The 25,381-nt window shown below is 62.5% G+C and carries 13 protein-coding genes, 2 tRNA genes, 3 pseudogenes and 1 riboswitch; of the genes and pseudogenes, 6 read left to right on the top strand and 12 right to left on the bottom strand.

Translation table 11 applies throughout. The annotated features are described in order from the left end of the window. The first annotated feature begins 121 nt into the window (after positions 1-121). On the top strand, positions 122-1,588 hold the full coding sequence (locus LDP01_RS22880) for an amidase (protein ID WP_224094429.1): 1,467 nt from the start codon (positions 122-124) through the stop codon (positions 1,586-1,588). On the opposite strand, the gene LDP01_RS22875 is transcribed toward LDP01_RS22880, so the two are convergent. The 8 genes from LDP01_RS22875 to LDP01_RS22840 form a co-directional block, all read right to left on the bottom strand. Then, complete coding sequence (locus LDP01_RS22875) at positions 1,569-2,525, bottom strand: AsnC family transcriptional regulator (protein ID WP_224094427.1); 957 nt, start codon at positions 2,523-2,525, stop codon at positions 1,569-1,571. The two genes, LDP01_RS22880 and LDP01_RS22875, sit on opposite strands and share 20 nt — an antisense overlap. 156 nt (positions 2,526-2,681) lie before the next feature. Then, on the bottom strand, positions 2,682-3,521 hold the full coding sequence (locus LDP01_RS22870; protein ID WP_224094425.1) for an aldo/keto reductase: 840 nt from the start codon (positions 3,519-3,521) through the stop codon (positions 2,682-2,684). 120 nt (positions 3,522-3,641) lie between these two features. Further along, positions 3,642-4,094 carry a hypothetical protein gene (locus tag LDP01_RS22865; RefSeq protein WP_224094423.1) on the bottom strand — a complete coding sequence of 151 codons (453 nt, stop codon included), beginning with the start codon at positions 4,092-4,094 and terminating at the stop codon, positions 3,642-3,644. Positions 4,095-4,102: 8 nt separating this feature from the next. Beyond that, on the bottom strand, positions 4,103-4,744 hold the full coding sequence (locus LDP01_RS22860) for a bacterial proteasome activator family protein (protein ID WP_224094421.1): 642 nt from the start codon (positions 4,742-4,744) through the stop codon (positions 4,103-4,105). Positions 4,745-4,823: 79 nt separating this feature from the next. Then, positions 4,824-5,015: a YbdD/YjiX family protein gene (locus tag LDP01_RS22855; protein ID WP_224094419.1), complete on the bottom strand. Its 192-nt coding sequence runs from the start codon at positions 5,013-5,015 to the stop codon at positions 4,824-4,826. Beyond that, a complete protein-coding gene (locus tag LDP01_RS22850; protein WP_224094417.1) occupies positions 5,015-7,339 on the bottom strand; it encodes a carbon starvation CstA family protein in 2,325 nt (774 codons plus the stop codon). Before LDP01_RS22850 ends, LDP01_RS22855 begins: the two co-directional genes overlap by 1 nt. Before the next feature lie 153 nt (positions 7,340-7,492). Next, positions 7,493-8,035 carry a PadR family transcriptional regulator gene (locus tag LDP01_RS22845; protein WP_224094415.1) on the bottom strand — a complete coding sequence of 181 codons (543 nt, stop codon included), beginning with the start codon at positions 8,033-8,035 and terminating at the stop codon, positions 7,493-7,495. Between the two features lie 63 nt (positions 8,036-8,098). Further along, positions 8,099-9,082, bottom strand: a complete 984-nt coding sequence (locus LDP01_RS22840; protein ID WP_224094414.1) for an NAD(P)H-quinone oxidoreductase — start codon at positions 9,080-9,082, stop codon at positions 8,099-8,101. Positions 9,083-9,184: 102 nt separating this feature from the next. On the opposite strand from LDP01_RS22840, the gene LDP01_RS22835 reads away from it, so the two are divergent. The 3 genes and pseudogenes from LDP01_RS22835 to LDP01_RS22825 all read left to right on the top strand — a co-directional run bounded on the left by LDP01_RS22835 (position 9,185) and on the right by LDP01_RS22825 (position 15,020). Then, a tRNA-Ser gene (locus tag LDP01_RS22835) sits at positions 9,185-9,275 on the top strand. Positions 9,276-9,475: 200 nt separating this feature from the next. Then, positions 9,476-10,261 carry a VOC family protein gene (locus LDP01_RS22830; protein ID WP_224094413.1) on the top strand — a complete coding sequence of 262 codons (786 nt, stop codon included), beginning with the start codon at positions 9,476-9,478 and terminating at the stop codon, positions 10,259-10,261. Positions 10,262-10,486: 225 nt separating this feature from the next. Beyond that, positions 10,487-15,020: pseudogene (locus LDP01_RS22825) on the top strand (ExeM/NucH family extracellular endonuclease). 81 nt (positions 15,021-15,101) lie between these two features. On the opposite strand, the gene cycA reads toward LDP01_RS22825, so the two are convergent. Both cycA and LDP01_RS22815 read right to left on the bottom strand, forming a co-directional pair. Beyond that, entirely contained in the window at positions 15,102-16,601 is a 1,500-nt protein-coding gene (cycA, locus tag LDP01_RS22820; protein WP_527249101.1) for a D-serine/D-alanine/glycine transporter, read from the bottom strand. Between the two features lie 133 nt (positions 16,602-16,734). Then, a riboswitch (glycine riboswitch) is annotated at positions 16,735-16,833 on the bottom strand. Between the two features lie 74 nt (positions 16,834-16,907). Continuing rightward, positions 16,908-18,894, bottom strand: a pseudogene (locus tag LDP01_RS22815) (FAD/NAD(P)-binding protein). Positions 18,895-18,954: 60 nt separating this feature from the next. Between LDP01_RS22815 and LDP01_RS22810 the strand changes: the two are divergent. Then, a complete protein-coding gene (locus LDP01_RS22810) occupies positions 18,955-21,216 on the top strand; it encodes a prolyl oligopeptidase family serine peptidase (protein ID WP_224094410.1) in 2,262 nt (753 codons plus the stop codon). Between the two features lie 144 nt (positions 21,217-21,360). After that, positions 21,361-21,448, top strand: a tRNA-Ser gene (locus LDP01_RS22805). Between the two features lie 77 nt (positions 21,449-21,525). Here the strand turns inward: LDP01_RS22805 and LDP01_RS22800 are convergent. Both LDP01_RS22800 and LDP01_RS22795 read right to left on the bottom strand, forming a co-directional pair. Then, positions 21,526-22,960 (bottom strand): annotated as a pseudogene (locus LDP01_RS22800) (MFS transporter). 175 nt (positions 22,961-23,135) lie between these two features. Continuing rightward, positions 23,136-25,301: a RecQ family ATP-dependent DNA helicase gene (locus LDP01_RS22795; RefSeq protein WP_224094408.1), complete on the bottom strand. Its 2,166-nt coding sequence runs from the start codon at positions 25,299-25,301 to the stop codon at positions 23,136-23,138. Positions 25,302-25,381: the final 80 nt, after the last annotated feature.

Raw genomic sequence — 25,381 nt, 5'->3', positions numbered from 1 at the left:
ACGGAATCAGCCATTTGATTGGCCGAAACAGTCAAACGAGGCCTCCTTGAAAGCTCCGACTTCCGCACCCTGATGTGACGGGGCACACTTTCAGGCAGAGAACACCCAGCAAAGGAGCACCATGACTGACACCATTGGCGAGCTGTCCGCCGTCGAACTCGCCGCCGCCATCCGGGACAAGAAGGTCTCGGCACGCGAAGCCCTGGCAGCCCATCTGGAGCGGATCGCCCAGGTGAACCCCGTCATCAACGCCGTGGTCACACTCGACCCGGAGGGAGCGGAGAACCTGGCACACCAGGCCGACCAGCTCACCGCCTCCGGTGCCGAACTCCCGCCCCTCCACGGCCTCCCCATGACGCATAAGGACACCAACAACACCGCCGGGATGCGCACCACCCAGGGGTCCCTCGCCTTGCGCGACTTCATTCCCGACGCCGACGACCTGATCGTGGCGCGCTTGAAGGCGGCCGGGGTGGTCAGCACCGGAAAATCCAATGTCCCCGAGTTCGGAGCGGGCTCCCACACCTTCAACGAGCTCTTCGGCACCACCACCAACCCCTACGCGCCCACCCTGAGCGCGGGCGGCAGCAGCGGCGGAGTAGCTGCCGTCGTCGCGTCCCGCGTCCAGAGCATCGGCGACGGCAGCGACATGGGCGGTTCGCTTCGCATCCCGGCTTCCTTCTGCAATGTGGTTGGCTTCAGGCCGTCGACGGCGGTAATCCCCATGCCCTCCGACGTCAACGCGTACGCGTGGCTGGGACGGACCGGGCCGATGGCCCGAAGCGTGGAAGACATTGCACTGTTCATGTCCGTGACCGCCGGCAAGGACCCCCGCGTTCCCCATCCGGCAGGCCTTGATCCGCAGGTATTCCGGTCCGGGCTGGAGACCGACATGCGCGGAGTGCGCATTGGCTGGTCACGGGACTTCGGGATTGGCGTACCCGTGGAGCCGGAAATTCTTGATCATCTTGAGCGGCAGCTGGCAGTTTTCGAGAAGCTCGGAGCGATCGTGGAAGAGGCCACACCGGATTTCAGCGAGGCCGACCTGGTATTCGGCAACACGCGGGCCATGGACTTTGCCGCCGGGCTTGGCCCGATCCTGGAACGAGCCGGGGATGTCATCAAGCCGGAAGTCCATTGGAATGTGAACAAGGGCTTGGCCTTGACTGCCCGGGATCTCATCGAGACCGCCGCGGCCCGGACCCGCCTTGAAAAGAGCGTGCAGGAGTTCTTCGGGCGCTACGATCTCTTCGCCAGTCCCTGCGCCCAGGTCCTGCCTTTTGATGCGACGCTCCGGTATCCCTTGGAGGTAGCCGGCGCGGCCTCCGAAACCTACCTGGACTGGATGCGCTCCGCCTGCCTGTTATCCGCCACAGGCTTGCCCGTCCTCAGCGTGCCCGCCGGGTTCAGCTCCGCCGGCCTGCCCATTGGCCTCCAGCTCGCCAGCAACCACTACACGGATATGCAGCTGCTCCGGTGGGGCCGCGCCTTCGAGCAGCAGACGGGGTACGCCGCCGTCGCTCCTGTCCTTGAGGCCGGGTCGAATGCTTCAACGGGCACTGCAACCCTTACGACGACGGCCGCATGAGCCGTCCGCCGCGCTTACGGGCATCAAGCAGGATGGAGACGTCGACGCCTGAAGCATACTGCGCCCAATCCGAGCCCGTGATGAAGCGGTAGAGGGAGGACATGTCCCCCACGGTCACGTCCGCAACGAGTTGGTAGTCGCCTGCGATCGCGGCTGCGTAGCGAACCACGGGAAGCTCCGCCAGGCCTTTGCCGAGCTGCTCAACGTGTTGCGGCGAAGCCCGGATCCAAAGCAACGCCTCTACTGCCAACCCAAAGGACGCGGGTTCAACCACCGCCCGGAGTTGGACCTGGTTGTTGGCCAGAAGCCACTCGCTGCGGCGCCTGGCAGTAGCCTCGGAGACGCCGACCCGCCGCCCGAGTGCCTCGAAACTCATTCGCCCATCCGCACACAACGCGTCCACCAGTTCAGTGTCCTGGCGGTTCAGTTCCTGCAGGGGCTCCAGGATGCCTGAGTCGGACGTCAAACCCGAGCGAAGCGCTTCCGCCCTGTCCGTGGTCAGGATCTCGGGCCGCCAGCCCCGGATCGTCCGGAAGTAGCGCAATACAGGGTAGCTGGTGGAGTCGCGCAGGCCGATGGTTGAGGGCAACTCATCGGAGAGGACATCGCCCATGCGGTTTGGTTCGGTGAGGATTTCGGCAACGCAATCGCCGGTGCCGGTGGTGGTGTAAACGAACGTGGTGTCGGTGCGCTGCGCGAGTGCTTGGGCTGCCGCCCGTACTGTTCCCGGGGTGCAGCGCATTTCCACGAGGACTGCAGTCGGCCTGGGGCGCACCCCCACCACGGCGACGGCCCCGGATTCCAAGAGCTGCGATCCCCGGCGGGCCACCGTCCGCTCAGCTTCACCGAGCACAGCCGCCATCTTGCGCCAAGGACAGCGCGGATCCAGTTGGAGGGCAGCGACAATCTGCCGTTCCAATGCGTCAAACACCACCATGCGAACTCCGTCCCTTGCGTCGCTCAATTTCACCACGGACTCAAGGTTCACCACGGACTTCGGGGCGCTTCGCCCCGGTGGCGAGTACCGGCGTCGGGCGTTAACGGCGAGTGCCCCACCCCAGGTCGGGGCGGGGCACGTGCTTAGGCTTCGGGTTTAGGCGAAGTCGGAGACTGCCGGGTCGGGGCCGATGCGGCCTTCGGCACCGCGGTCCAAGCCATTGATGGCCTCGACGTCGGCGTCGTCCAGCTTCACGCCCAAGGCGGCGAAGTTCTCCTGGATACGGGATTCCGTAACGGACTTGGGGATCACGACGTTGCCGATGGCCAAGTGCCAGGCGATGACTACCTGGGCCGGGGTGGCGCCATGCTTGGCTGCGATTTCGGCCACCGTGGCATTCTCCAACAGTTCCCCACCTTGTCCCAGCGGTGACCAAGCCTGCGTCAGGATGCCCTTGGAGGCGTTGAAGGCGCGCAGTTCGGCCTGGTTGAAGAACGGGTGCAGTTCCACCTGGTTGATGGCCGGGACAACTCCGGTTTCATCGATGATGCGCTGCAGTCCCTCAACGGTGAAGTTGGAAACACCGATGGACTTGACCCGGCCGCGCTTCTTGAGTTCGATCAGGGCCTTCCAGGTGTCCACGAACTTGTCCTGCTTGGGCTGCTGCCAGTGGATGAGGTAGAGATCCAATGTCTCAATGCCCAGGCGGTCCATGGATTCTTCGAACGCGGCAAGCGTGGACTCGTAGCCTTGATCGGCGTTCCAGAGCTTGGTGGTGATGAAGATTTCTTCGGCGGAAAGGCCAGAGGAAGCAATGGCGCGGCCCACTCCAGACTCGTTCCCGTAAATCTTTGCGGTGTCGATGTGGCGGAAGCCCGCTTCGAACGCCTGGCGCACAACTTTTTCGGCTACGTCGTCTTCAACTTGCCACACCCCGTAGCCGAGCTGGGGAATGGTGTTGCCGTCGTTGAAAGTAAGTGTTGGTGACGAAGTCATGTTTGTCATCCTGCCAGCAATGGGTTGCCTGAGGCACCAAATATTACAGAGATCAGCTATCCGCTTAACTGCTTGCAATCTGTAAATATAGGCGTGCGCCAGTATTTGCACACGCTTGCTTTATTGAACCTCTGGAGCCCGCAGTTGGCGTTCAGCGTCGGCAACCTGCTCGAAGACTGACTCCGCCCGGCGCCTGACAGACAATGCACCCACAGGGACGGGGCCAACGGCCAGCCGAAGCATGGCCGCTGCCTCGGCCGTGGTGGCCAAGGAATTCCCAGCCTTGGAAAGAGCGCGGTGAACACCGGCTAGAGAACCAGGAACGTCCAAGCCATCGCTCGGGGCCCTCTTTTGGGCTTCCACGCAGATGGTTCTCACACGAGGAGACAACTCGGCCAGCTCATTCGCGATCTCCACGAGCTCGTTGTAAAGCTGGTCGTCGTCGACACCCTCAAGGACCTGATGGTACCGGTCCAATCCGCGGTGAAAGCGATCGTGGGCGCGGCGCCAGAGCCCCTTACCCAGCTCAAGATCGTCCTTCCGCCCTTGCCGGACGGCCCCAAAGAAACCCACGGTCAAGCTCAGAGGTACTGGCCCGGGCCGTGGTCCGGATCTTCGGGTCGGCCCTGGGGCGCCGCACCAGGCGCACCCGGTGCAGCGGCGCGCTGCGGTTGACCGTTTTCGCCGATGACAATGCCGGGCGCAATGACAGTCCCTGGCGGAAGCTGACGGAGTTGCATCTGTGCCTTTGCGGCCTGCTGAGCCGCGACCGCAGCCTGAATGCCGTGGAAGAGGCCCTCCAACCAGCCCACAAGCTGGGCTTGGGCGATGCGAAGCTCTGCATCCGATGGCGCCTTCTCATCGGGGAAGGGAAGACTGATGCGTTCCAACTCTTCGATGAGCTCCGGCGCTAATCCGTCCTCGAGTTCCTTGATGGAGCGCTCGTGAATCTCTGCGAGCCGGCCGCGGGCAGCGTCGTCCAGCGGTGCGCTCTTCACCTCTTCAAGGAGTTGGCGGATCATGGTACCGATCCTCATTACCTTGGCCGGCTCGTCAACAAGTTCCTGGAGGTTCGCGCCCCGGGGCTTGGAATCCTTGACAGGTACCGCATTGCCCGAATGCTCTTCTGTGGGCGTGGTGGTGCCCTCGTCCAAGGTGGTTCCTTCCACAGGGGTGTCGTCCGAAGCCTCATCCGTGGGCTGAATGTTGTTCAGATCGCTCATCCGTTCATACTCTCATGCGGTTCACGGGAACCTGGGTCCAGGACCGGATTTTGGACTTCGTTCGTAGCGAAACTACACGTCAACAGCAGCGGCCCTGTGGATTGCTGTCCTGCCGGTCCATCCGGTCCCGCCAGAACTCACGTTCTGTCATGGCGGGACCGGAGTGGCCCGTGGACATGAAGTGGTCCAGGTATTTGCGGTAAGCGTCGGCACCCATGAGCGAACTCATGTAGGCGGCAAAGCCCTGGAATCCCCTGACGACGGCGTGCATTAGTGATGCCCCGCCTTTTGTGTCCGTTGCCCGGCCGGCAAGGCGTTCCAATCGGCGAGCAACTCCTTCTCTGCGGAGGTCGGGAACAGCCCGGCCGGGGCGAAGACCTTGGAGGCCACTGCCGGATCCTCGTGGTCCTTACCGCCCCCGGCACGGAACGCTTTGGCCGTTGCCACCACTGCGGTGATGATCACGATGATGCTCAGCGTCACGAAGATCACGGACAGCACGCCCTGGATCATGGTGTTACGCACTACCGCCTCCATGGCTTCCACCGTTTTGGCGGTGCCGAACGACGTCTTGCCATCTGCCAGGGCCTTCGCGAACGCCTGGTTGTTGGCGAAGTAGCCCACTGCGGGAACCGGCGAGAAGATCTTGTGGAAGCTGGCCGTGACGGTCACGACGGCGGCAAAAGCCAGGGGCACAGCCACGATCCACAGGTAACGGAAAGCCCCTCGCTTGGCCGCAATGGCCATGCACACTGCCAGGGCAATCGCAGCCAGAAGCTGGTTCGCGATGCCAAACAACGGGAAGAACGTATTGATGCCGCCCAGCGGATCCGTAACGCCCAGCAAAAGTACCGCACCCCAGGCTCCCACCATGACGGCGGTGCACAGCCAAGCGCCAGGGCGCCATGCGGGATCCTTGAACTTAGGCACGAAGTTACCGATGGAGTCCTGCAGCATAAAGCGGGCAACCCGGGTGCCGGCGTCCACTGCCGTAAGGATGAAGAGGGCTTCGAACATGATGGCGAAGTGGTACCAGAAGGCCATCATTGCCGGCCCGCCAATGAACTGCTGCATGATGTGGGCCAGGCCGACCGCCAAGGTGGGCGCTCCACCCGAACGCGAGATGATGCTCTCTTCTCCCACGTCCTTGGCAGTCTGGGCCAAAAGGTCAGGAGTGATGTTGACGTTGGCCAGTCCAAGACTGTTCACCCACTGCGCAGCCGACTCCACGGTGCCACCCGTAAGTGCCAGTGGAGCGTTCATGGCGAAGTAGATGCCGCGATCGATCGAGATGGCAGCCACCAGCGCCATGATGGCCACGAACGATTCCATCAACATGCCGCCGTAGCCGATGAAGCGGGTCTGGCGTTCCTTCTCGATCAATTTGGGCGTGGTTCCCGAGGAGATGAGCGCATGGAAACCGGACAACGCACCACAGGCGATGGTGACGAAGAGGAACGGGAAGAGCGCCCCCGAGAAGACCGGGCCGTTCTCACGTCCCGCGAACTCGCTAAAGGCCGGGACGCTGATTTCCGGGCGGACCACGATGATGGCGACGGCGAGCATCACGATCACGCCGATCTTCATGAACGTCGACAAGTAGTCACGCGGTGCAAGGAGCAGCCACACGGGCAGGATGGCCGCGATGAAACCGTAGATGATGAGGCCCCAGGCGATAGTGACCTTGTCCAGGTGGAAGAAGGCAGAGCCCCACTCGGTGCCGGCCACGGCACCGCCACCAATGATCGCTGCCATCAGCAGAACGAAGCCGATGATGGAGACTTCCATGACCTTGCCCGGACGAAGATAACGCAGGTAGACGCCCATGAACAGCGCGATGGGAATCGTCATGCCCACCGAGAACACGCCCCACGGGCTCTCACCCAGGGCGTTGACCACCACCAGGGCAAGAATGGCCACGATGATGATCATGATGAGCAGCGTTGCCACGAGCGCCGCCGTACCACCAATGACACCGAGTTCCTCGCGGGCCATCTGACCCAGGGAACGGCCACCGCGGCGCATCGAAAAGAACATGACCAGGTAGTCCTGCACCGCACCGGCAAGAACGACGCCGATGATGATCCAGATAGTGCCGGGCAGATAGCCCATCTGGGCCGCAATGATCGGGCCCACCAAGGGTCCAGCGCCGGCGATGGCGGCGAAGTGGTGTCCAAACAGGACGTTACGGTCAGTGCGGACATAGTCCTTGCCGTCGGCCTTGTATTCGGCTGGCGTGGCACGCCGATCGTTGGGCTTAAGGAGGTATCGCTCAATGACCTTGGAGTAGAAGCGGTAGCCGATCAGGTAGGTACACACGGCTGCGAAAACAAACCAGATGGCGTTGACGGTCTCGCCGCGGACCAATGCCAGCATGAACCAGGCCACGGCCCCCAGCAGGGAAATCGCCACCCAGATTCCGATCCTTGCCGGAGTCCATCTGCGGTCCTCGGCATCCAGGACGGATTCATCCACGGCCGTTGCAGGCAGCGCAGGATCGACGCCCTTCACTTCTCCTGTTCGGTCGAGTTCTGTGCGGTCAAGCTCTGTGCGATCAAGTTCTGTTTGGCCAGGTTCTGTATGGTCAGGGGTCATGCCCGTGTCTCCTCCTTGAGAACTGCTGCGGTTGTGGCCGCGGGTGCGCTGAACAGTCAGGGCACGCTAACAAAGAGGACATACAGAAGTGGGGCGTGACACAGGAACCCCGATGGTCTTGCGGTAAGCGGTAGTACCTCTGCGGCGGGCGTACTAACTCAGCCCTCTGTTGCCCTGCGACTGGACCATGCGGGCCTCGCAAAGATCCAGCCACCGCACTTCCGCCTCGGCTTGAAAGATCAGGGAATCGAGCACCAAAAGCCATGCAGTATCAGAGGACCGCTGGTTGGCCGAGACAGCCTTCCGTGTTTGCGTATGTTCGTGCAGCGCGCGAACCGAAACCTCCCGCTGGGACTGGATCACGGCCGAGGCATCCACCCCGGGCAGCGTCACGGCCAAGGCTAGCTTAATGGCAATCTCATTCCGCGGCGGGTTGTCGCGGTCCACGGCTCCCTCAAACCAGGCCGCAACTTCGGCAACCCCGGCGTCAGTGATGCTGTAAACGACGTGGCCACCGCCGTCGTCGCCGTCTTTGCTGACAAGGCCATCGCGCTCAAGCCGGTCCAGCGTGGTGTACACCTGACCGATGTTCAGCGGCCAGGCAGCACCCGTACGGTCCTCGAATTCCACACGCAGCTCATAGCCATACCGGGGCTGGTCCTGAAGCAGGGCAAGCAGGCTGTGCCGGATGGACATGAGGCTCCTTGCTACTGGGGAATTGGTGGGGGACGTCCTGCATAAACGGGGCTGCCGTGTTTGTTAGAGGAGCAGGAGGACCTTACCTACATGCTCTCCGGAATCAAAGTATTCATGTGCCTCCCGGACATGGTCCAGCGGAAATGATTTGGCCACCAGGGGCTTGATGCGGCCGTCGGCAAGCATGGGCCACACGGACTCCCGCACGGCGGACATGATGATGCCCTTTTCGGCCACCGGGCGTGGCCGGAGGGCAGTGCCGATGACGGCAGCACGCTTGCTGAGCAGCTGTCCCAGGTTGATTTCGGCTTTGGTCCCGCCCTGCAGGCCAATGACGATCAGCCGGCCATAGTCGGCGAGCGCTTCGATGTTCTGTTGCAGGTACTTGGCGCCCACGACGTCGAGGATCACGTCTGCGCCTTTGCCTCCGTTTTGTGCCTTGAGGCTTTCAGGGAAGTCTTCTTCGTTGTAGTTGATGGCGATATCGGCACCGAGGAAGGCCTTTGCTGTGCCAACTTTTTCATCAGAGCCGGCGGTGGTGGCAACCTTGGCCCCATAGGCTTTGGCGAGCTGAATGGCCATGGTGCCAATGCCGCCGGTAGCGCCGTGGATGAGCACGGTCTCCCCCGGTTGGAGCTGGGCCGTCATGATGAGGTTCGAGTAGACGGTTGCCGCCACCTCGGGCAGTGCCGCAGCGGTGACCAGGTCTACGCCGTCAGGTAGTCGCAGTACTTGCTCTGCGGGCACGGCGACCTGTTGGGCATAGCCCCCGCCGGACAACAGGGCCACTACTTTGTCCCCCACCGAGAAGGCTTTGGTGACACCTGGCCCGAAGGCGGCAATGCGGCCGGAGACCTCCAGCCCGGGAATCTCTGAAGCCCCTGGGGGCGGTGGGTAGAAGCCACGGCGCTGCTGGACGTCGGCACGGTTGAGGCCGGCAGCCACGACGTCGATCAGTACCTCGCCCTCGCCGGGCACCGGAGCCGGTACGTCACGGACTTCGAGGACTTCGGGTCCGCCTGGTTCAGAAATATAGACGGCTTTCATGACGAACTCCCGGTTTCTTGCTTGTACATCCAGGCCCGGGGCAGGGACTGGAGAACGTGATGTTTTGGAACAGCCAACTCCCTATGAAACACTACTAGGCAGGGAAGGTTGTCCGAGCGGCCTAAGGAGCTGGTCTTGAAAACCAGTGTGCGGTAACCCCGTACCAAGGGTTCAAATCCCTTACCTTCCGCCAGCAGATGCCCCGGGCTCACGAGCCCGGGGCATTTTTGGCTTAAAACCGGGCCGGAAGTCAAGCTCCCAGCCGGATCTGAGAACTGACACCCAGAAAATCATTGAAACTGTCATAGCCCCCGCATAGTGTTCTGCTTGTCCTCACAACCGCCGACAAACAGCCGTAGCTTCCGCCGCGGAACGAACACAGGAGCCTCACATATGCCTACGCCTGACATCACCTCTGGCGCACCGTGCTGGATTGATTTGATGACATCCGATACGGACAAAGCCAAGTCCTTCTACAACGCACTCTTTGGTTGGACTTACGAGACAGGCGACCAGGAGAAGTACGGCGGCTACATCACAGCTTCCAAGGATGGACGCCTGGTTGCGGGCATCATGCAGAAACAGGCAGACATGGGGGCCATGCCGGATGTCTGGTCGACGTACCTGCGCACGGACGACATCAAAGCCACCACGGAGGCAGCTGCCGCCTATGGTGGCCAAGTCCTCCTGGAGCCCATGGATGTTCCTGAACAGGGCATCATGGCCATGTATGGCGACTCTTCAGGAGCTGCAATCGGGGCCTGGCAGTTCGGGGAAATGAAGGGTTATGAGGTCGCTGCCGAATCCGGCGCCCCGGCATGGCACGAACTACTCGCGAAGGACTACGAGTCAGCGGTCAGCTTCTACCAGAGCGTCTTCGGTTGGGAAACTGCCGTCATGAGCGATACGCCGGAGTTCCGTTACACCACGTTGGGCGCTGGTGACGATGCCAAGGCCGGCATCATGGACGCTGCCGGTTTCCTCCCGGAGCAGGTTCCGTCCATGTGGAGCGTGTACTTCGCAGTGGACAATACTGACGCCACGGTGGAACAGGCCACAGCTCTGGGCGCTACCGTCATGGAAGCGGCAGAAGACACCCCCTTTGGACGGTTGGCCACGTTGTCGGACCCTACCGGCGCCGTCTTCAAGGTAATCCAGAACATGGCGTCGGCCAGCTAAACCCCTGAACGTTCGGTTCCTGCCGGCTGCCTCCTGACCCGAGGCGGCCGGCAGGATCCGCGCGCCCTCCATCCATCACCGGTCCACTTCCTGTTCATTCCGACGTGTTCTGCTATGCCCGATACCCAGGTTTACCCGGAGTAGCTTCCGGCATATCGCCCACTTCACAAGACAGCGGGCGTAGTCCAAAGAGCCCCACAGGGCTCCTAATGAAAGTTAGAGCGGATGCACCAAAAACACTGGAAAACAGCAGCTGGAGCAGCCCTTTCGATTGGTTTGCTCTCGGCTCCGCTGACAGCCGTTCCCGCAATTGCGGCCGACGATCCGTCGGCGCCGCCGGGCACCTCGGCTGTGGTCATCAACGAGGCCTACCTCAGCGGGGGCAGCAGCGGCTCTGCTTTCAAGAACAAGTTCGTAGAGCTCTACAACTCCTCGGACACTCCGGTCAGCCTGGCAGGGTGGTCGCTACAGTACCGCTCGGCAACCGGCACGGGAGCGCCCACGGGCATCACTCCGCTCACGGGCAGCATCCCCGCCAAGGGCTATTACCTGATCCAAGGAGCCACGAACAGCAGCACCTCCACGGCGCCGGCCCTGCCCGCCCCGGATGTGCAGGCCACTGGAACCTTGAATCCCGCTGGAACCGCCGGCACCTTGGTCCTGGCGAAGCAAGCCAACGCGGTTTCTCCCCTGGCCGCTGGCTCAGTGACGGACAATGCCGCCATAGCGGATCTCCTCGGCTACGGCACATCAAACACTTTCGAAACGTCGGCAGCAACCGCCCCCACGGGCAACACTGACGTCAAAAGCCTCAATCGGAGCAACGGTGTGGACACCAACTCCAATGCCGCCGACTTCAGCTTGAGCGCCACCATAACGCCCACGGCGTCCGGCGGCGGGACGCCGCCCGCGGAACCCGAGCCGGACCCAGGATCCAGGACCATCGCCGAAATCCAAGGCACCGGCGCCACGAGTCCGCTCGTCGGCAGCACAGTAACTACCCGTGGCAAAGTAACTGCCGTTTACGCTTCGGGAGGTTTCAACGGCTACTACGTCCAAACCCCCGGAAGCGGCGGGGAGGCCGCAGGGGCGGCCAGGACGGCGTCGGACGCTTTGTTCATCTACTCCCCCACGACGGCGGGTACGGTACAGCCCGGCGACTACGTGGAACTCACGGGTGTCGTCAGCGAGTTCGCCAACCAGACACAGCTCACGGTTGAGGCTGCCGGCCTGCAGAAACTGAGCGAAGCTGCGCCGGAGGTAAAGCCCACTGCCTTCCAGATGCCCGCCAACGAGGCCGCGCGCGAAGCTCTTGAAGGCATGCTCGTCGCCCCACAAGGCCCGTACACCGTGACGGATAACTATTCGCTGAACCAGTATGGCGAAATCGGCCTCGCGGCCGGGACATCGCCGTTAGTGCAGCCGACGGCGGTCGCTACCTATGGTTCAGCAGAATATGCCGACGTGGTGGCCGAGAACGCCCTCCGTGCCATCAAGCTCGACGACGGCGCGTCCACCAACTTCCTCAAGGACGCCACCACGAAGGCCCAGCAACTGCCATACCTGACCACGTCCGATCCCGTCCGCGTGGGCTCTCCGGTGCAATTCCGGACAGACGTGATCCTGGGCTACGGCAATAATTCGTGGAAGTTCCAGCCCCTCACGGCGCTGACTCCCGTGAATGCGGAGACTGTGCAGCCTGCAAGCTTCACGACAACCCGTCCCGACGGCCCCCGCTGACGTTGGCGGAAACCTAAAGCTTGCCTCCTTCAATGTGCTGAACTACTTCACCACTACCGGCGACCAGCTCAGCGGCTGCATTTTCTACACCGACCGGGACGAGAATCCGATCACGGTCAAGGAAGGTTGCAACGCCCGCGGTGCTGCCAATGCTGAGAACCTCCAGCGCCAGCAGGGCAAGATCGTCGCTGCGATTACCAAGGCAGGTGCGGACGTCGTATCCCTTGAGGAAATCGAGAACTCCGCCCAGTTCGGCAAGAACCGTGATGACGCTTTGTCCAAGCTGGTGGACGCCCTCAATGTGAAGACGCCGGGCGTATGGGACTACGTGCGGACACCCGCAAACGCTCCCCCTCCCAGCGATGAGGATATGATCCGCACCGCGTTCATTTACAAGAAGGCCGTAGCCGAGCCGGTCGGGGAGTCAATCATCCACAACGACACCGTGGCTTTTGCAAGCGCCCGCAAACCGCTGGCGCAGGTCTTCAAGCCAGTCGGCGCGGACGAGGACAAGAAGTTCATAGCTATCGTGAACCACTTCAAGTCCAAGGGTTCCGCTGCAACCCCGGATGACACGGACAAGGGCCAGGGCGCCTCGAACATTGCCCGCACAAAGCAGGCTGAATCACTCCTCGCCTTCTCCAGGGACCTCCAAGCCACCAAGGGCACAGACAAGGTCTTCCTGATTGGCGACTTCAACGCCTATGCCAAGGAAGACCCCATCAATGTCCTCACTGGCGCAGGCTACGCGGACCTTGAAGCTGGTACCGGCAAGCACTCTTACCTCTTCGGGGGCATGGTGGGCTCGCTGGACCACATCCTTGCTTCCCCGGCAGCGGCCGGGATAGTCACGGGAACCGACATTTGGAACATCAACTCCGTGGAGTCCGTGGCGCTGGAGTACAGCAGGTATAACAACAATGTGACCAACTACTATGCCGGGGACGAGTTCCGCGCCAGCGATCACGACCCCGTGGTGGTGGGTATGAACCTGGGACCGGCTGTGCCGGCCACTGTTGACCTGCAGTTCCTTGGCATCAACGACTTCCACGGCCGGATCGACTCCAACACTGTCCTCTTCGCCGGCACTGTGGAGAAGCTCCGCGCCGAGGCCGCCCCCGGCGCAACCGCCTTCATTTCTGCTGGAGACAACATCGGCGCTTCGCTCTTCGCGTCCTCGGTTGCCAAGGACCAGCCGACCATCGACGTCCTCAATGCCTTGGAACTCCGGGCTTCGGCAGTAGGCAACCACGAGTTCGACGGCGGGTGGCAGGATCTGCGCGACCGCGTCATCGCCGATGGTACCAACGCCAAGTTTGCCTACTTGGGCGCGAACGTTTACCAGGCGGGCACCAAGACTCCGGTCCTGCCGGAGTACAAGGTCCTGGAGATGAACGGCATCCGGGTGGCTGTCATCGGCACCGTCACGCAGGAAGTGCCGTCACTGGTGACTCCCGCCGGCATCACGGATCTTGAGTTCGGTGATCCGGTGGAAGCCATCAACCGGGTGGCCGCAAAGATCAAGGCAGAAGATCTGGCCGATTTGATCATCGTGGAAAACCACGACGGCGCTGCATCGGGCACACCGGAGGGTGCCACCCTGGAGCAGGAAGTCGCAGCCGGTGGACCGTTCGCCAAGCTCGTCAACGAGACCACCCCCGACGTAGCCGCCATCTTCACCGGGCACACCCACAAGGAATACGCCTGGGACGCGCCCTTGCTGGACGCCAACGGCCAGCCCACCGGGAAAACCCGCCCCATTGTGCAAACCGGCAACTACGGCGAAAACGTGGGAAGCGTTACTCTCACCATCGATACCACCACGCATTCGGTCACAAGCTATAAGGCTGCCGTGGTGGATCGTACCACGGACACTTCGGAAAGCCTCGTTGCCGCCTATCCTCGCGTGGCCGCAGTCAAGGCGATCGTGGACAAGGCTCTTGCCGATGCTGCAGTGATCGGAAATCAGCCGGTGGGCGCAGTGACAGCTGATATCACCACCGCCTTCACTCCGGATCCGGCTGGCGGCGCCCCAAAGCGGGACGACCGCGCGAACGAATCCACCCTCGGAAACCTGGTAGCGGACTCCTTGGTGGACACGCTCCAGGCGCCTGAACTGGGTGCGGCGGAGATCGGCGTCGTGAACCCTGGCGGCCTGCGTAACGAGCTCTACTACGCACCGGACGGCACCATCACCTACGCTGAGGCCAACGCGGTCCTGCCGTTCGTGAATAACCTGTGGACTACCTCCCTCACTGGCGCCCAGTTCAAGACCCTTCTTGAGCAGCAGTGGCAGACCAACGTTGACGGAACAGTTCCCAGCCGCCCGTACCAGCAGCTTGGACTTTCCAGGAACGTCAACTACACCTACGACGCCGCCCGCCCGGAAGGCGAGCGCATCACGGGCATCTGGGTAGGCGGCGCAGTCATCGACCCCGCCAAGCAGTACAGGATCGGTACGTTCAGCTTCCTGGCTACCGGCGGCGACAACTTCCGCATCTTCAAGGAAGGCAGCAACACGAAAGACACCGGTTTGGTGGATCGCGATGCCTGGATCAAGTACCTCCGTGAGCACAACCCCGTGTCTCCGGACTTCGCGCGCCGGTCAGTTGCCGTGGTAAACACCACCGCCGCAGAGGTCAATGCGGGCGAGCCCATGGCACTCGCTATCTCCAAGCTGAATCTCACCTCGATCGGCAGCCCGGCCAACAACACTCTCAATGCCGTCTTCGTGGACAGCAAGGGCGCGGCGATAACGCTCGACTCCGTGCCGGTGACGGCAGGCACTGCCACAGTGAACCTCAAGGTTCCCGCGGCGGCAGCTGCAGGCAGTGGCACATTGGTGCTGACCGCCGTCGAGTCCGGAACCGTCGTGAAGGCCCTGGTGACGGTTGCCGGGAGCGGCACGAATCCTCCGCAATGCACTCCGCCCACCAAACCGTCCAAGTGGTACGACGCCGTGGGCTGGTTGCACTACGCGTGGGCCTGGTTGGAGTACCAGAAGTGTCTGAGGGGCTAGGCGGCCCCTTCGCATGACCCGCCAAGAAAGGTAGCCCCTCAGGAGGATGACTCGTGAAGGGCTACCTTTTTGGATTTTCGCCTACTTCTTGGCGAGCTCGGGTTCCTCCGCGTGCTTGGCGTCCTTCTCAAGCTGCGCCTGGAACTCCCTAAAGCGAACCAGGTGCGCTGGCCGGCGACGCAGGATGACCCAGGCCACCCCCAGAATCAGGAACCACAGCGGCGTGGCCAGGAGCGCAGCAAAAGTGTCCGGCTGCGTGGTCAGGGTCCAAAGCACGAAGGCAAAGAAGGCAAAAACCACCCACACCATCACCACGCCGCCTGGCATTTTGAACGCCGAAGCATCATGCAGGTGTGGCCGCCGCTTGCGGAATGCAAGGTAGCTGGCCAGGATGATGGACCATACGAAGACGAAGCAAACCGCAGACACGGTGGTCACCATGTCGAACGCCTTGCCGATGTCCTGCCCGGCATACATGAGGACGACGCCGGACAGCAGCAGGACGCAGGAAAGGAACAGGGCGTTGCGGGGTACTTTGCGGCTTGAGAGCGCGCCAAACACAGCCGGTGCGTCGCCTTCCTGGGCCAATCCGTAAACCATGCGGGACGTTGAGTAGATACCCGAGTTGGCTGAGGACATCGCAGAGCTGAGAACCACCAGGTTGACGATCGTAGCCGCCGCGCCCAGGCCGGCCAGGGAGAACATTGCAATGAATGGGCTGTGGCCGGCCGCGAACTGGGTCCACGGGGTGACGGACATCAGGATGATGAGGGCACCCACATAGAAGAGCAGCACGCGGACCGGAATCGAGTTGATGGCCTTGGGCAGGTTCTTCTCCGGGTCCTTTGCCTCGGCGGCCGTGGTGCCTACCAATTCAATGCCGACGAAAGCGAAGACGGCGATCTGGAAACCGGCGACGAAGCCCATGAATTCGTTGGGGAAGAAGCCACCGTGGCTCCACAAGTTGGTGAAGCTGGCCGGCCCGGCGTCGGACTGGAATCCGCTGAAAATCATGAACAAACCGACGATGATCAGTGCCGCGATGGCGACGATCTTGATGAGGGCGAACCAGAATTCGGTCTCGCCGAATGCTTTCACCGTAGCCAGGTTCAGAAGCAGCAGGATGCCGATGGTGATCAATCCGGGCACCCAGAGTGGAAGGGACGGCCAGAGCTCCTTGGAGTACCCGGCGATCGCGATGACGTCGGCGATGCCGGTAATGACCCAGCAGAACCAGTAGGTCCACCCGGTGAAGAACCCTGCCCACGGACCCAGCAGGTCCGCTGCAAAGTCGCTGAAGGATTTGTAGTTCAGGTTGCTCAGGAGCAACTCGCCCATGGCGCGCATGACGAAGAAGAGCATGAAGCCGATGATCATGTACACGAAAATGACAGATGGACCAGCAGCAGAAATGGTCTTTCCCGAGCCCATGAACAGGCCCGTGCCAATTGCACCGCCTATCGCGATCAGCTGGATGTGCCGGTTGCTGAGCTGCCGTTCGAGGTGTGGTTCGAGGTGTGGTGAGCCTGCTGGATGCGGGACCGAGGAGGGTGGGCGCTGAATCGTCAAGAGGAACTCCATTGTTCAGGCGGCACTGGGTGCCACGATGATTCGGGTTCCTCCCCACTCTGTAGGTGGACCTGAGAGTTTCCGCAGGGATGGCCTGCTTGCACCTTCGGTGAGCCCGGATGCCCGGACTGCTTTCCAGAGTTGCCTCGCCGCGGCGGTACATGGGCCTGAGAGATTCCTGGGGAGGGTTTGCTCCTACGGCGCCTGACGGGATGTACCGGCAGGACTCTCCCGCCGCAGATCAAAAGCGCGCACCACTTTGCCGGTGATGCAGCTCACACACTAGCGAAGCATTGGACACACCGCAAACAAAGGGAGCTAGCTGGCCAGAATGCTACGGGCGATTTCGTCGGCATCCCGCAGGGTTCGCTGGCCACTGGCATAAGCCTTCCCGGTCGCTGGACGCGCCTCGGCAGCAATGGCCGTTCCCCACTGGGTCGCCGACAATTGCAGGCCCAAAACATACATCCCCCGGGTCACAGAGCCGTTGGACGCCACAGGCCGGTACGGGTGCGGTTCCACATCCAGTCCGGTTGTCTGCACCGGCGTGCCCTCGGCACTCATCATGATTTTGGTTCGCACAAGGCCGTCAGCCATGAGTTGTTCCAGGAGTGGGGAAATATTGATGCCCACCCTGTTGGCCGGCGACATCGCTTCAATCAACGTGGGTGCCTCCGCTGGCCCGTCGTGGACCCATGGAGAGACTGCCCGGAAAACCTTGGCGCTTCTGTCCACACTGAACTTGGGGTCGGGTCCAACGAAACCCACGACGCCGGCACGCGCCAAAGCAGCCAACTGCTCCGAACGCAGTGCCGGGGCCCCGCTGGCAAGGCCTTCGACGAACGATTCGAACCATCCCCTCAGTTCAGCGACCCACGATTCGTCCGTGATACCACCGTCTGCCACGACGGACTTCAGGATCGCCCTGCCGGTGTGCAGTGCGCCGATTGCCATTTTCACGGGATCCGCTTCGCCCAGTGCGGAGCGTCGTGCGTCGTCGTCCAGGTAGGCCGTTATCGCCAGATCCAGTTCTCGGCGGGACGCGAACGTTCGGCCTGCCAAGGGCGCAGCGAGTCCGCGGACATTCAGTCGGCGGGAGGCAAGCACGTGCTTGTCCACCAAGGCGGCGACGTCGCTTTCCCAGTTGGCGGTGGTGTGCGCGTGGGGTTGCAACGCGTCCTCAAGGTCCGCTAGGAACTGCGCTGCATCGCGGATGGCGGCAGGCTGCGACCTTGCCAGGGTGGAGTAATAGGCCCACAAGGCGTCCCGGTGCAGGAGCGGCCAAAGATCGTGGTCGAATCCGGGCTGGATACCGGCTGCCCTGAACCGGTCCACTGCTGCCTCGGTCAGGTAACGCATTGTGATGCTGCTGGGGTAATACCCTGCCAAACCAGCCTTGGCCCGGTACGGGGTTCCGCGCCGGGATGCAGCGATAATCCTGGGTTCCCTGCCCGAGGGCCGGTACTCGAGAACTCCGGCTCCCGGTACGCCGGCTTCGACGAACTTGCCTCCCCGGCCCTCAGTCAGCTGGCCCATGACGTCGAAGAAATTCAGTCCCATCCCACGCACCAGGACGGGCTCGTTGTCCGGCACCCGCTGCCAGTCGACGTCGGCTGGCGGTGCAGGCGGGAAGTAGAGGAGGCCGTGCTCGTCGGCTGCCCGTTGGAACGATCGCTGCTCCGGATTCAAACGTGACTCGATGTGTCCCAGCGCGAGGACCACCGAGCCGACGGTGAGGGTAGTGCCGTCGGCAAGTTCGACGTCGAACGCTTGCCCACCTGCGATGCCTGAGCTTGCCGGGACCGGGCGCGCCGCTACGGCGGTCGTCTCATGGAAGGTGACCTCCACGCCGTCGGGCATTCGCTGAAGCAGCTCCGCCAAAGTCTGCCGCAGGTACCGTCCGTAGAGCGCCCTGCTGGGAAAATCGTGGGACTCCAGGGTGGCCAACTCCGCCTTTTCGGCGTCGTTCAGGCCCTGTCCATCACGACGTCGGGCGGCGCGCCACTGGTCGAACGAACCGCCTGCGAGGGGCTGCGCAAGCTTGGGGTCTTCCGGGATGAGCGTCGGATAGAACGCCTGTGTGTTCATCAGGTACAGCCTGGACTGCTCCGGCTGCCACACATGGCCGGATGCTGGCGGGAAAGGATCCACAACGTGGATGTGCAGTGTGCGCTGCCCGGTATCGGTCCGGTTCGCGCGGCTGGTGGCCCCTGCAGCCCAATTCGCGAGCAGCCGCTCAAGGACACTCGTGCCCCGGGGGGCCGGCCCCAATAAGGGCAACACGATTGATTTGCGATTTAGCCACGCTCAAGCCTAACTTCTGCGTGACTTGCTTCCAGTTGAAAAGTGTTGCTTGGATGGGGCGATGACCACCACAGAAGCTGATCAGACGCCCCTTCCTGACAATGACACGGATCTGGAGACCAAGTCCGGGCCTCGCCACGCTGCGACCATCGCGCCCGAACCCACGGATGAGAACGTGTGGTTGGAGGACATCCACGGCGAAGAACAGCTGGCCTGGGTCCGGGAACAGAACGCGCGAACCGAGGACTTGCTGGAGGACGCAGACTACGCAGCGGTTGAAGCCGGCATCCTGGAGGTCCTGGATTCGACTGACCGGATCGCCATGGTGAACAAACGCGGCGATTTCTACTACAACTTCTGGAAGGACCAGGAGCACCCCAAGGGCCTTTGGCGCCGCACGACCTGGGAAAGTTATGTTTCCGAGGCTCCCGAATGGGACGTGCTGCTGGACATCGATGCCCTGGCCGCGGCAGAAGGCGTCGAATGGGTGTTCCATGGGGCCGGGTTCCTTCGTCCTTCGGACGGGGACACGTACCGCTTCGCGATGGTTTCGCTGTCCCCCGACGGCGGTGACGCCAACCGTCACCGCGAGTTCGACGTCGAATCCCGCACCTTTGTTGACCCTGCCGCCGGCGGATTCGATCTGCCCACGGCAAAAGGCAACGTGAGTTGGCTCGATGCGGACACACTGCTTGTCTCCAGTACGGCAGAAGGGTTGCCTGCAACCACCTCCTCGTACGCCCGGACCGGCGTGAAGCTGCGTCGCGGCCAATCCCTCGCCCAGGCAGAGCGGATCTTCGACATCCCCGAAGACCACATGCTGGCCATCGTGGCCCATGACTCAACCCCGGGCTTCGAACGGACCTTCGCCGTAGACTACATCGACTTCTACAACCGCAAGACGTGGCTGCTTCGCGACGACTCATGGCTTGAAATCGATGTGCCCACCGACGTGAACATCAGCGCCCACCGAGAATGGCTGATGCTCCGCCCGCAGAAGGACTGGGACGTTTCCGGCGTTACCTACGCGGCCGGTTCCCTGCTGGCCGCTGACCTCGAGGGCTACCTGGCTGGATCGCGCCAATTTGTGCTGCTGTTTACCCCCGATGACCACACGTCGCTGCAGTCGTGGAGTTGGACCAAGGACTATCTGCTGCTCAACCTCCTGCGCGACGTCTCTTCCGAAATCAGGGTGCTGGACCCTTCCCGCGTCGATTCCGACAGCAGCTGGGTTGCCACCGTCCTGGACGCGTGCCCGCCGCTTCACGACGTCAATGCCTACGCGGTGGACGACGAAGACGAAACCGGAGCCGGAAATGACTACTGGTTGGTCGCCACCGGTTTCACTACGCCCACTACCCTCACCCGCGGCACCCTCACTGCAGGGCCGGCGGGTTCGTCTGTTGCCGGAGCAGCTGCCGGGGTCACCAGCCAGCACGCCGTGGTGAAGCGATCGCCGTCGTTCTTCAATGACGGCGACTATGAGGTCCAGCAGCATTTCGCTGTCTCGGCGGATGGGACCAAAGTCCCCTACTTCCAGGTGGCATCCAAGGACCTGGTCCTGGACGGACAAAATCCCACGCAGCTCTCAGGCTATGGCGGATTCGAAGTTTCCCGCACCCCCGCCTACAGCGGCACCATTGGCAGGGCTTGGCTGGAGCGTCGCACTTCGGCTGCTGCCTTGGCTGACGGTCCCGGCTCGCACACCCGTGGCGGTGTGTACGTTGTGGCGAACATCCGTGGCGGCGGCGAATACGGGCCCTCGTGGCACCGGGCAGCGCTGCAGGAAAAGCGGCACCGTGCCTACGAAGACTTCGCCGCCGTGGCACAGGACCTCATCTCCCGCGGCGTGACCAGCCGCCGTCGACTCGGCTGTGTGGGCGGCTCAAATGGTGGGCTGCTGGTAGGCAACATGCTGACCCAGTACCCGGAACTGTTTGGTGCAGTGTCCTGCGGCGTGCCATTGCTGGACATGCGCCGCTACACCAAACTCTCTGCCGGATATTCATGGATCGCCGAGTACGGAGACCCGGATTTGCCTGAGCAGTGGGAGTTCATCCGGACCTTCTCCCCCTATCACCTGCTTCACGACGGCGTCGAATACCCCGAAACCTTCATTTGGACTGCGACGTCGGATGACCGGGTAGGCCCCGTCCAAGCCCGAAAGATGGCAGCTCGGATGCAGGCGATGGGTATCCCGAATGTCTGGTTCCATGAGGCACTCGAAGGCGGGCATGCCGGCGCCTCGGACAACAGGCAGGCAGCCGCACTCCAAGCCCGGAGCAACCACTTCCTGTGGCGTGTGCTGGCCGGGAGCAGCTGAGGTTTCCTTTCGATGGCCCATTGCACGCAAGGTCCTGCGAACGGCCCGGCAGGTAGCGAGCCATCGAAATGGGCAGCCGATCGAAGGCGGTTTTGCACTGGACGGCACGTTCTGCGTATCCTTGGTGGGCTAGCAATAGCAAATGGAGACGTGCCAGAGCGGCCGAATGGGCTTCACTGCTAATGAAGTGTGGGGCACAACTCCACCGGGGGTTCAAATCCCCCCGTCTCCGCGAATTGGTCCCGGTTTTCGAACCGGGACCTTTTGCGTTAACCCGGTTTTTACCCCGAGCCCTGTGCCCGCGTCGGTCTAGCTGCGCTTCGCCCCGTGGCTGACTTCCGCGCCGGCATGCCGCTGCAGGGTCAGACTGTCCACTGTACTGACCAGCATGAGGACAGCCATGGCTATGAAAGCCCCCTTGTAGGCTGCTACCTGGTCAACCCCGAGCACATCCGTGGACTCGAACAGCCTCAGGAACAAGGCCCCCACAGCGATCCCTGCCGCAGCTGCCAGCTGTACGAGGGTCGCAGAGATGGCGTTGGCCGAGGGCAGCTGCCCCGGGACGATGTCGGCATACTGCACGGACGCGTAGGCCGAGAAGCCTATGGATCGGAAGGCACCGCTGAGCAGCAACAACGCGAAAATGAGGGGCTCGGGTGTTTGGGCATTCAGGAACGCACACAAGGCAAACGTCACAGCCGACGCGAAGGATGCAAAGACGAGCACCGGTTTGAACCCGAAGCGCCTTATCAGGGGTGTGGTGGCCGGCTTGATCCCGATGTTGCCCACGAAGACTGCGGCTACCATGACCCCGGCCCTTCAAGGGATCCCACCCAAATCCATCCTGGAACATCAGAGGCAGCAAGAAGGGAACCGAGCTGATGGTCAGCCGGTAAATGAAACCGCCCGTGGATGTCGCCCTGAAAGTCCTGGTGCCAAATACGCTGAGGTTGAACAGCGGAACCCTTGCTTTGCTCATCCACCAGACCGCACCTGCGAGGGAAACCAAGCCGGCAGCCACCACCACAACAGCCAGCAGATTCGATGCGTGTCCGCCCAGCGTTTCCAGCCCCACCACAAGGGAACCCACGCCCAAGGTAGTCAGCAAGAGGCCAAACCAGTCAAGACGGCGGTTGGCATCAAATTGAGTCCGCGGAACCAACCTCAGTGCCGCAATGAAGGCAGCCAGGCCGAGGGGGACGTTGATGATGAAGATCCAGTGCCACGACAGGAAAGTCGTGAGGGCGCCCCCCACCATGGGAGCCAAAACGGGGGCAAGAAGGCCTGGCCATACCAAGTAGGCGGTGGCACGGAGAAGTTCGGATTTGGGCGTACCCCGCAAAACCACCAGGGTGCCCACGGGAACCATCATGGCGCCGCCTGCCCCCTGCGCCACCCGACTCAACGTCAGCATGGTCAAGTCGGTGCTTACTGCGCAGAAAAGGGAAGCAATAGTGAACACCGAAATAGCCAGACAGAATATCCTGCGGGCGCCAAACCGCTCGGCAAGCCAACTGCTCAAGGGGATCCCCATGGCCACTGTCACCAAATAGGCAGTCATCGTGATGTTGATGTCAGCCGGTGCCACCCGGAAATCGGCCGCAATGCTGGGGATGGCCGTGGTGAGGATCGTTCCGTCAAGAAACTCCATGAAGAACGTTGCCGCCACCAGCAGTGCCAAACGCGGCCGCCAACTGGTTTCATTGGCCGCTTCGACGTCGGTGTTGCTCGGTTTTGTGCTCATGGTCCGGTCCAAGTCTTGTCTAATGGCCCGCAGCAGCAGGCGCGCGTGTTTGCTCGATCCTCGTATTTGCTCGATCCTATAGAGGCACCGTGGGAGCGTTCACAACATGACGGTTTTCAGCGCACTTCCTCGCCTTGAAGCACTGCCCCGGGTTGAGCGAATCGCCGCCTGCGCCCTACCCCGCCTGTGCCAGGGCGAGCGGCAGTACCGCACCTACCCCGGACCGTCTGAGCGCCCTCGCCGCAACAGTCAGTGTCCAGCGGCTGTCGATGAGGTCGTCTACCAAGAGGACAGGTTGGTCACCAATGCCTGCCAGTGCCTCTGCCAATTGCGGTCCGACCGCCAGACGGTCCCATACTCCCGCGAGCCTGTAAGCGCTGTTGCCTCCACGGGATCCTGTGGGCCCGCCGTGCTCTGGATGCAGTTGACCCAAGTACGGCATCCGCCCTATGCCCGCGATCCCCTGCGCCAGCGAGTCCACAAGTTGTGGTTTGCTCCTTGAGAGAATGCTGACGACCGCCGCCGGGCGCCCCGCCCCGCTCCAGGCGGTTCCGCCGTCGGCCCCTGACCATTCGCGCAGAACCTGAACGCAGGCCTGCAGCATCGCGGGGTCCACTGCCCTATCGGGTGCCCCGGCGGCAAAGAGCTCGCGGAGCGCGCCACCCCAGCCCAAGTCCGTCAGCCTGGCCAGCACACGGCCTTCGGAAATGCTTTCGTCCGGCTTGATCTTGCCTTTGACTCCCACTCCCAGCCTGTCCATTCCGCTGGGCCACTGGAGCCGCGGTTCCACCACGATCCCGGCGCGACGGAGCGTCTGGCCTGCTGCATCAACGGCAGCCGCTGCAATGTCCACTGGGAACCAGCGTCCAGCACAGTTGTCACAACGGCCGCAAGGGGCGGCAGTCTCGTCGTCGAGCACAGAGGTGATGTACTCCATGCGACAACCTGCAGTGTCCTGGTAAATCACCATGGAGTCCTGCTCATCCACCCGGGCCTCCGCGATGCGCGCGTAGCGCTCTGCATCGTAGGTCCATGGCCGTCCGGTAGCACGCCAACCGCCGCCTACGCGTTCAACTGCCCCGTCAACGGCCAAGACCTTAAGGAGGAGTTCCAGAGGCGTGCGCCGAAGGTCCACGCGTGCTTCGAGCGCCACCGTGGACATGGCCGCGTTGGCCTCACCAAGCACCCTCAAGACGGCGTCGGCCTTTTCAGCTGAGGGCATGGACGCGGTGGCAAAATACTGCCATATTTCGCGGTCCTCGGAGCCCGGAAGCAGCAGGACGTCGGCGTTGGCTGCACCTCGGCCTGCTCGACCAACCTGCTGGTAATAGGCGACCGGCGAGGACGGCGCCCCGAGGTGAATGACGAAACCAAGGTCCGGTTTGTCGAATCCCATCCCCAACGCCGAGGTGGCCACAAGCGCCTTGACTTGGTTGTCCTTGAGGAGTTGTTCTGCCCGCTCCCGATCGGCAGGATCAGTCCGGCCGGTATAGGACAAGACATTGTGTCCAGCCTCGGAAAGAAGCCGGGCAGTATCCTCTGCGGCTGAGACGGTCAGCGCGTAAATGATTCCGCTGCCGGGGAGGTCCGCCAGGTGCGTCAGCAGCCACCCCAGGCGATCGCGGGAGTCGGACAAGTTCAGAACCCCGAGTCGCAGCGACTCGCGGCCCAGCGCACCCCGGATGGTCAGCACTCCGGCGCCGAGTTGTTCCTCGATATCGTGGACAACGCGGGAGTTGGCGGTAGCCGTGGTGGCGAGGACCGGAACCGGGTCGGGCAGTTGGGCAATGAGATCCGCGATGCGCCGGTAATCGGGCCGGAAGTCGTGGCCCCAATCCGAAATGCAGTGGGCTTCGTCGATAACAAGCAATCCGGTCCTGCGGATCAGCTCGGGCAACTGGTTCTCCCTGAACGAGGGATTGGTGAGGCGCTCCGGCGACACCAGGAGAACGTCCACCTCGTCAGCTGCCAACTGGGCCAGGACAGTGTCCCACTCAAGCGCGTTGGCTGAGTTGATGGCCACAGCCCGGACTCCCGCCCGTGCGGCGGCCGCTACTTGGTCCCGCATGAGCGCGAGCAGAGGAGACACGATCAGCGTGGGACCGGCACCCCGCTGACGCAGCAACAAGGAGGAGACGAAGTAGACGGCGGATTTTCCCCAACCCGTGCGTTGGACCACCAAGGCACGGCGCCCCGCGTCCACCAATGCCTCAATGGCCTCGAACTGGCCGTCATGGAACTCTGCCTCGGGGTGCCCCACAAGCTCACGAAGACAAGCCAAAGCCCTCTGGCGGGTAGGGGATTCCACGGAAACAGCGGCATTTTGGGAGTTGTTGGCCATGGACCCAGTATTCCAGCAGCCCCTGACAGCCATAACCGGTGGCCCCGGCTATGTGGAAAGCGGTGTGCCAGGACCGGCTT

This window comes from Arthrobacter sp. StoSoilB13, assembly GCF_019977255.1.
GTDB lineage: Bacteria > Actinomycetota > Actinomycetes > Actinomycetales > Micrococcaceae > Arthrobacter.
The sequence above is the reverse complement of the archived record's forward strand: the minus strand, read 5'-3'. Positions and strand labels throughout refer to the sequence as shown.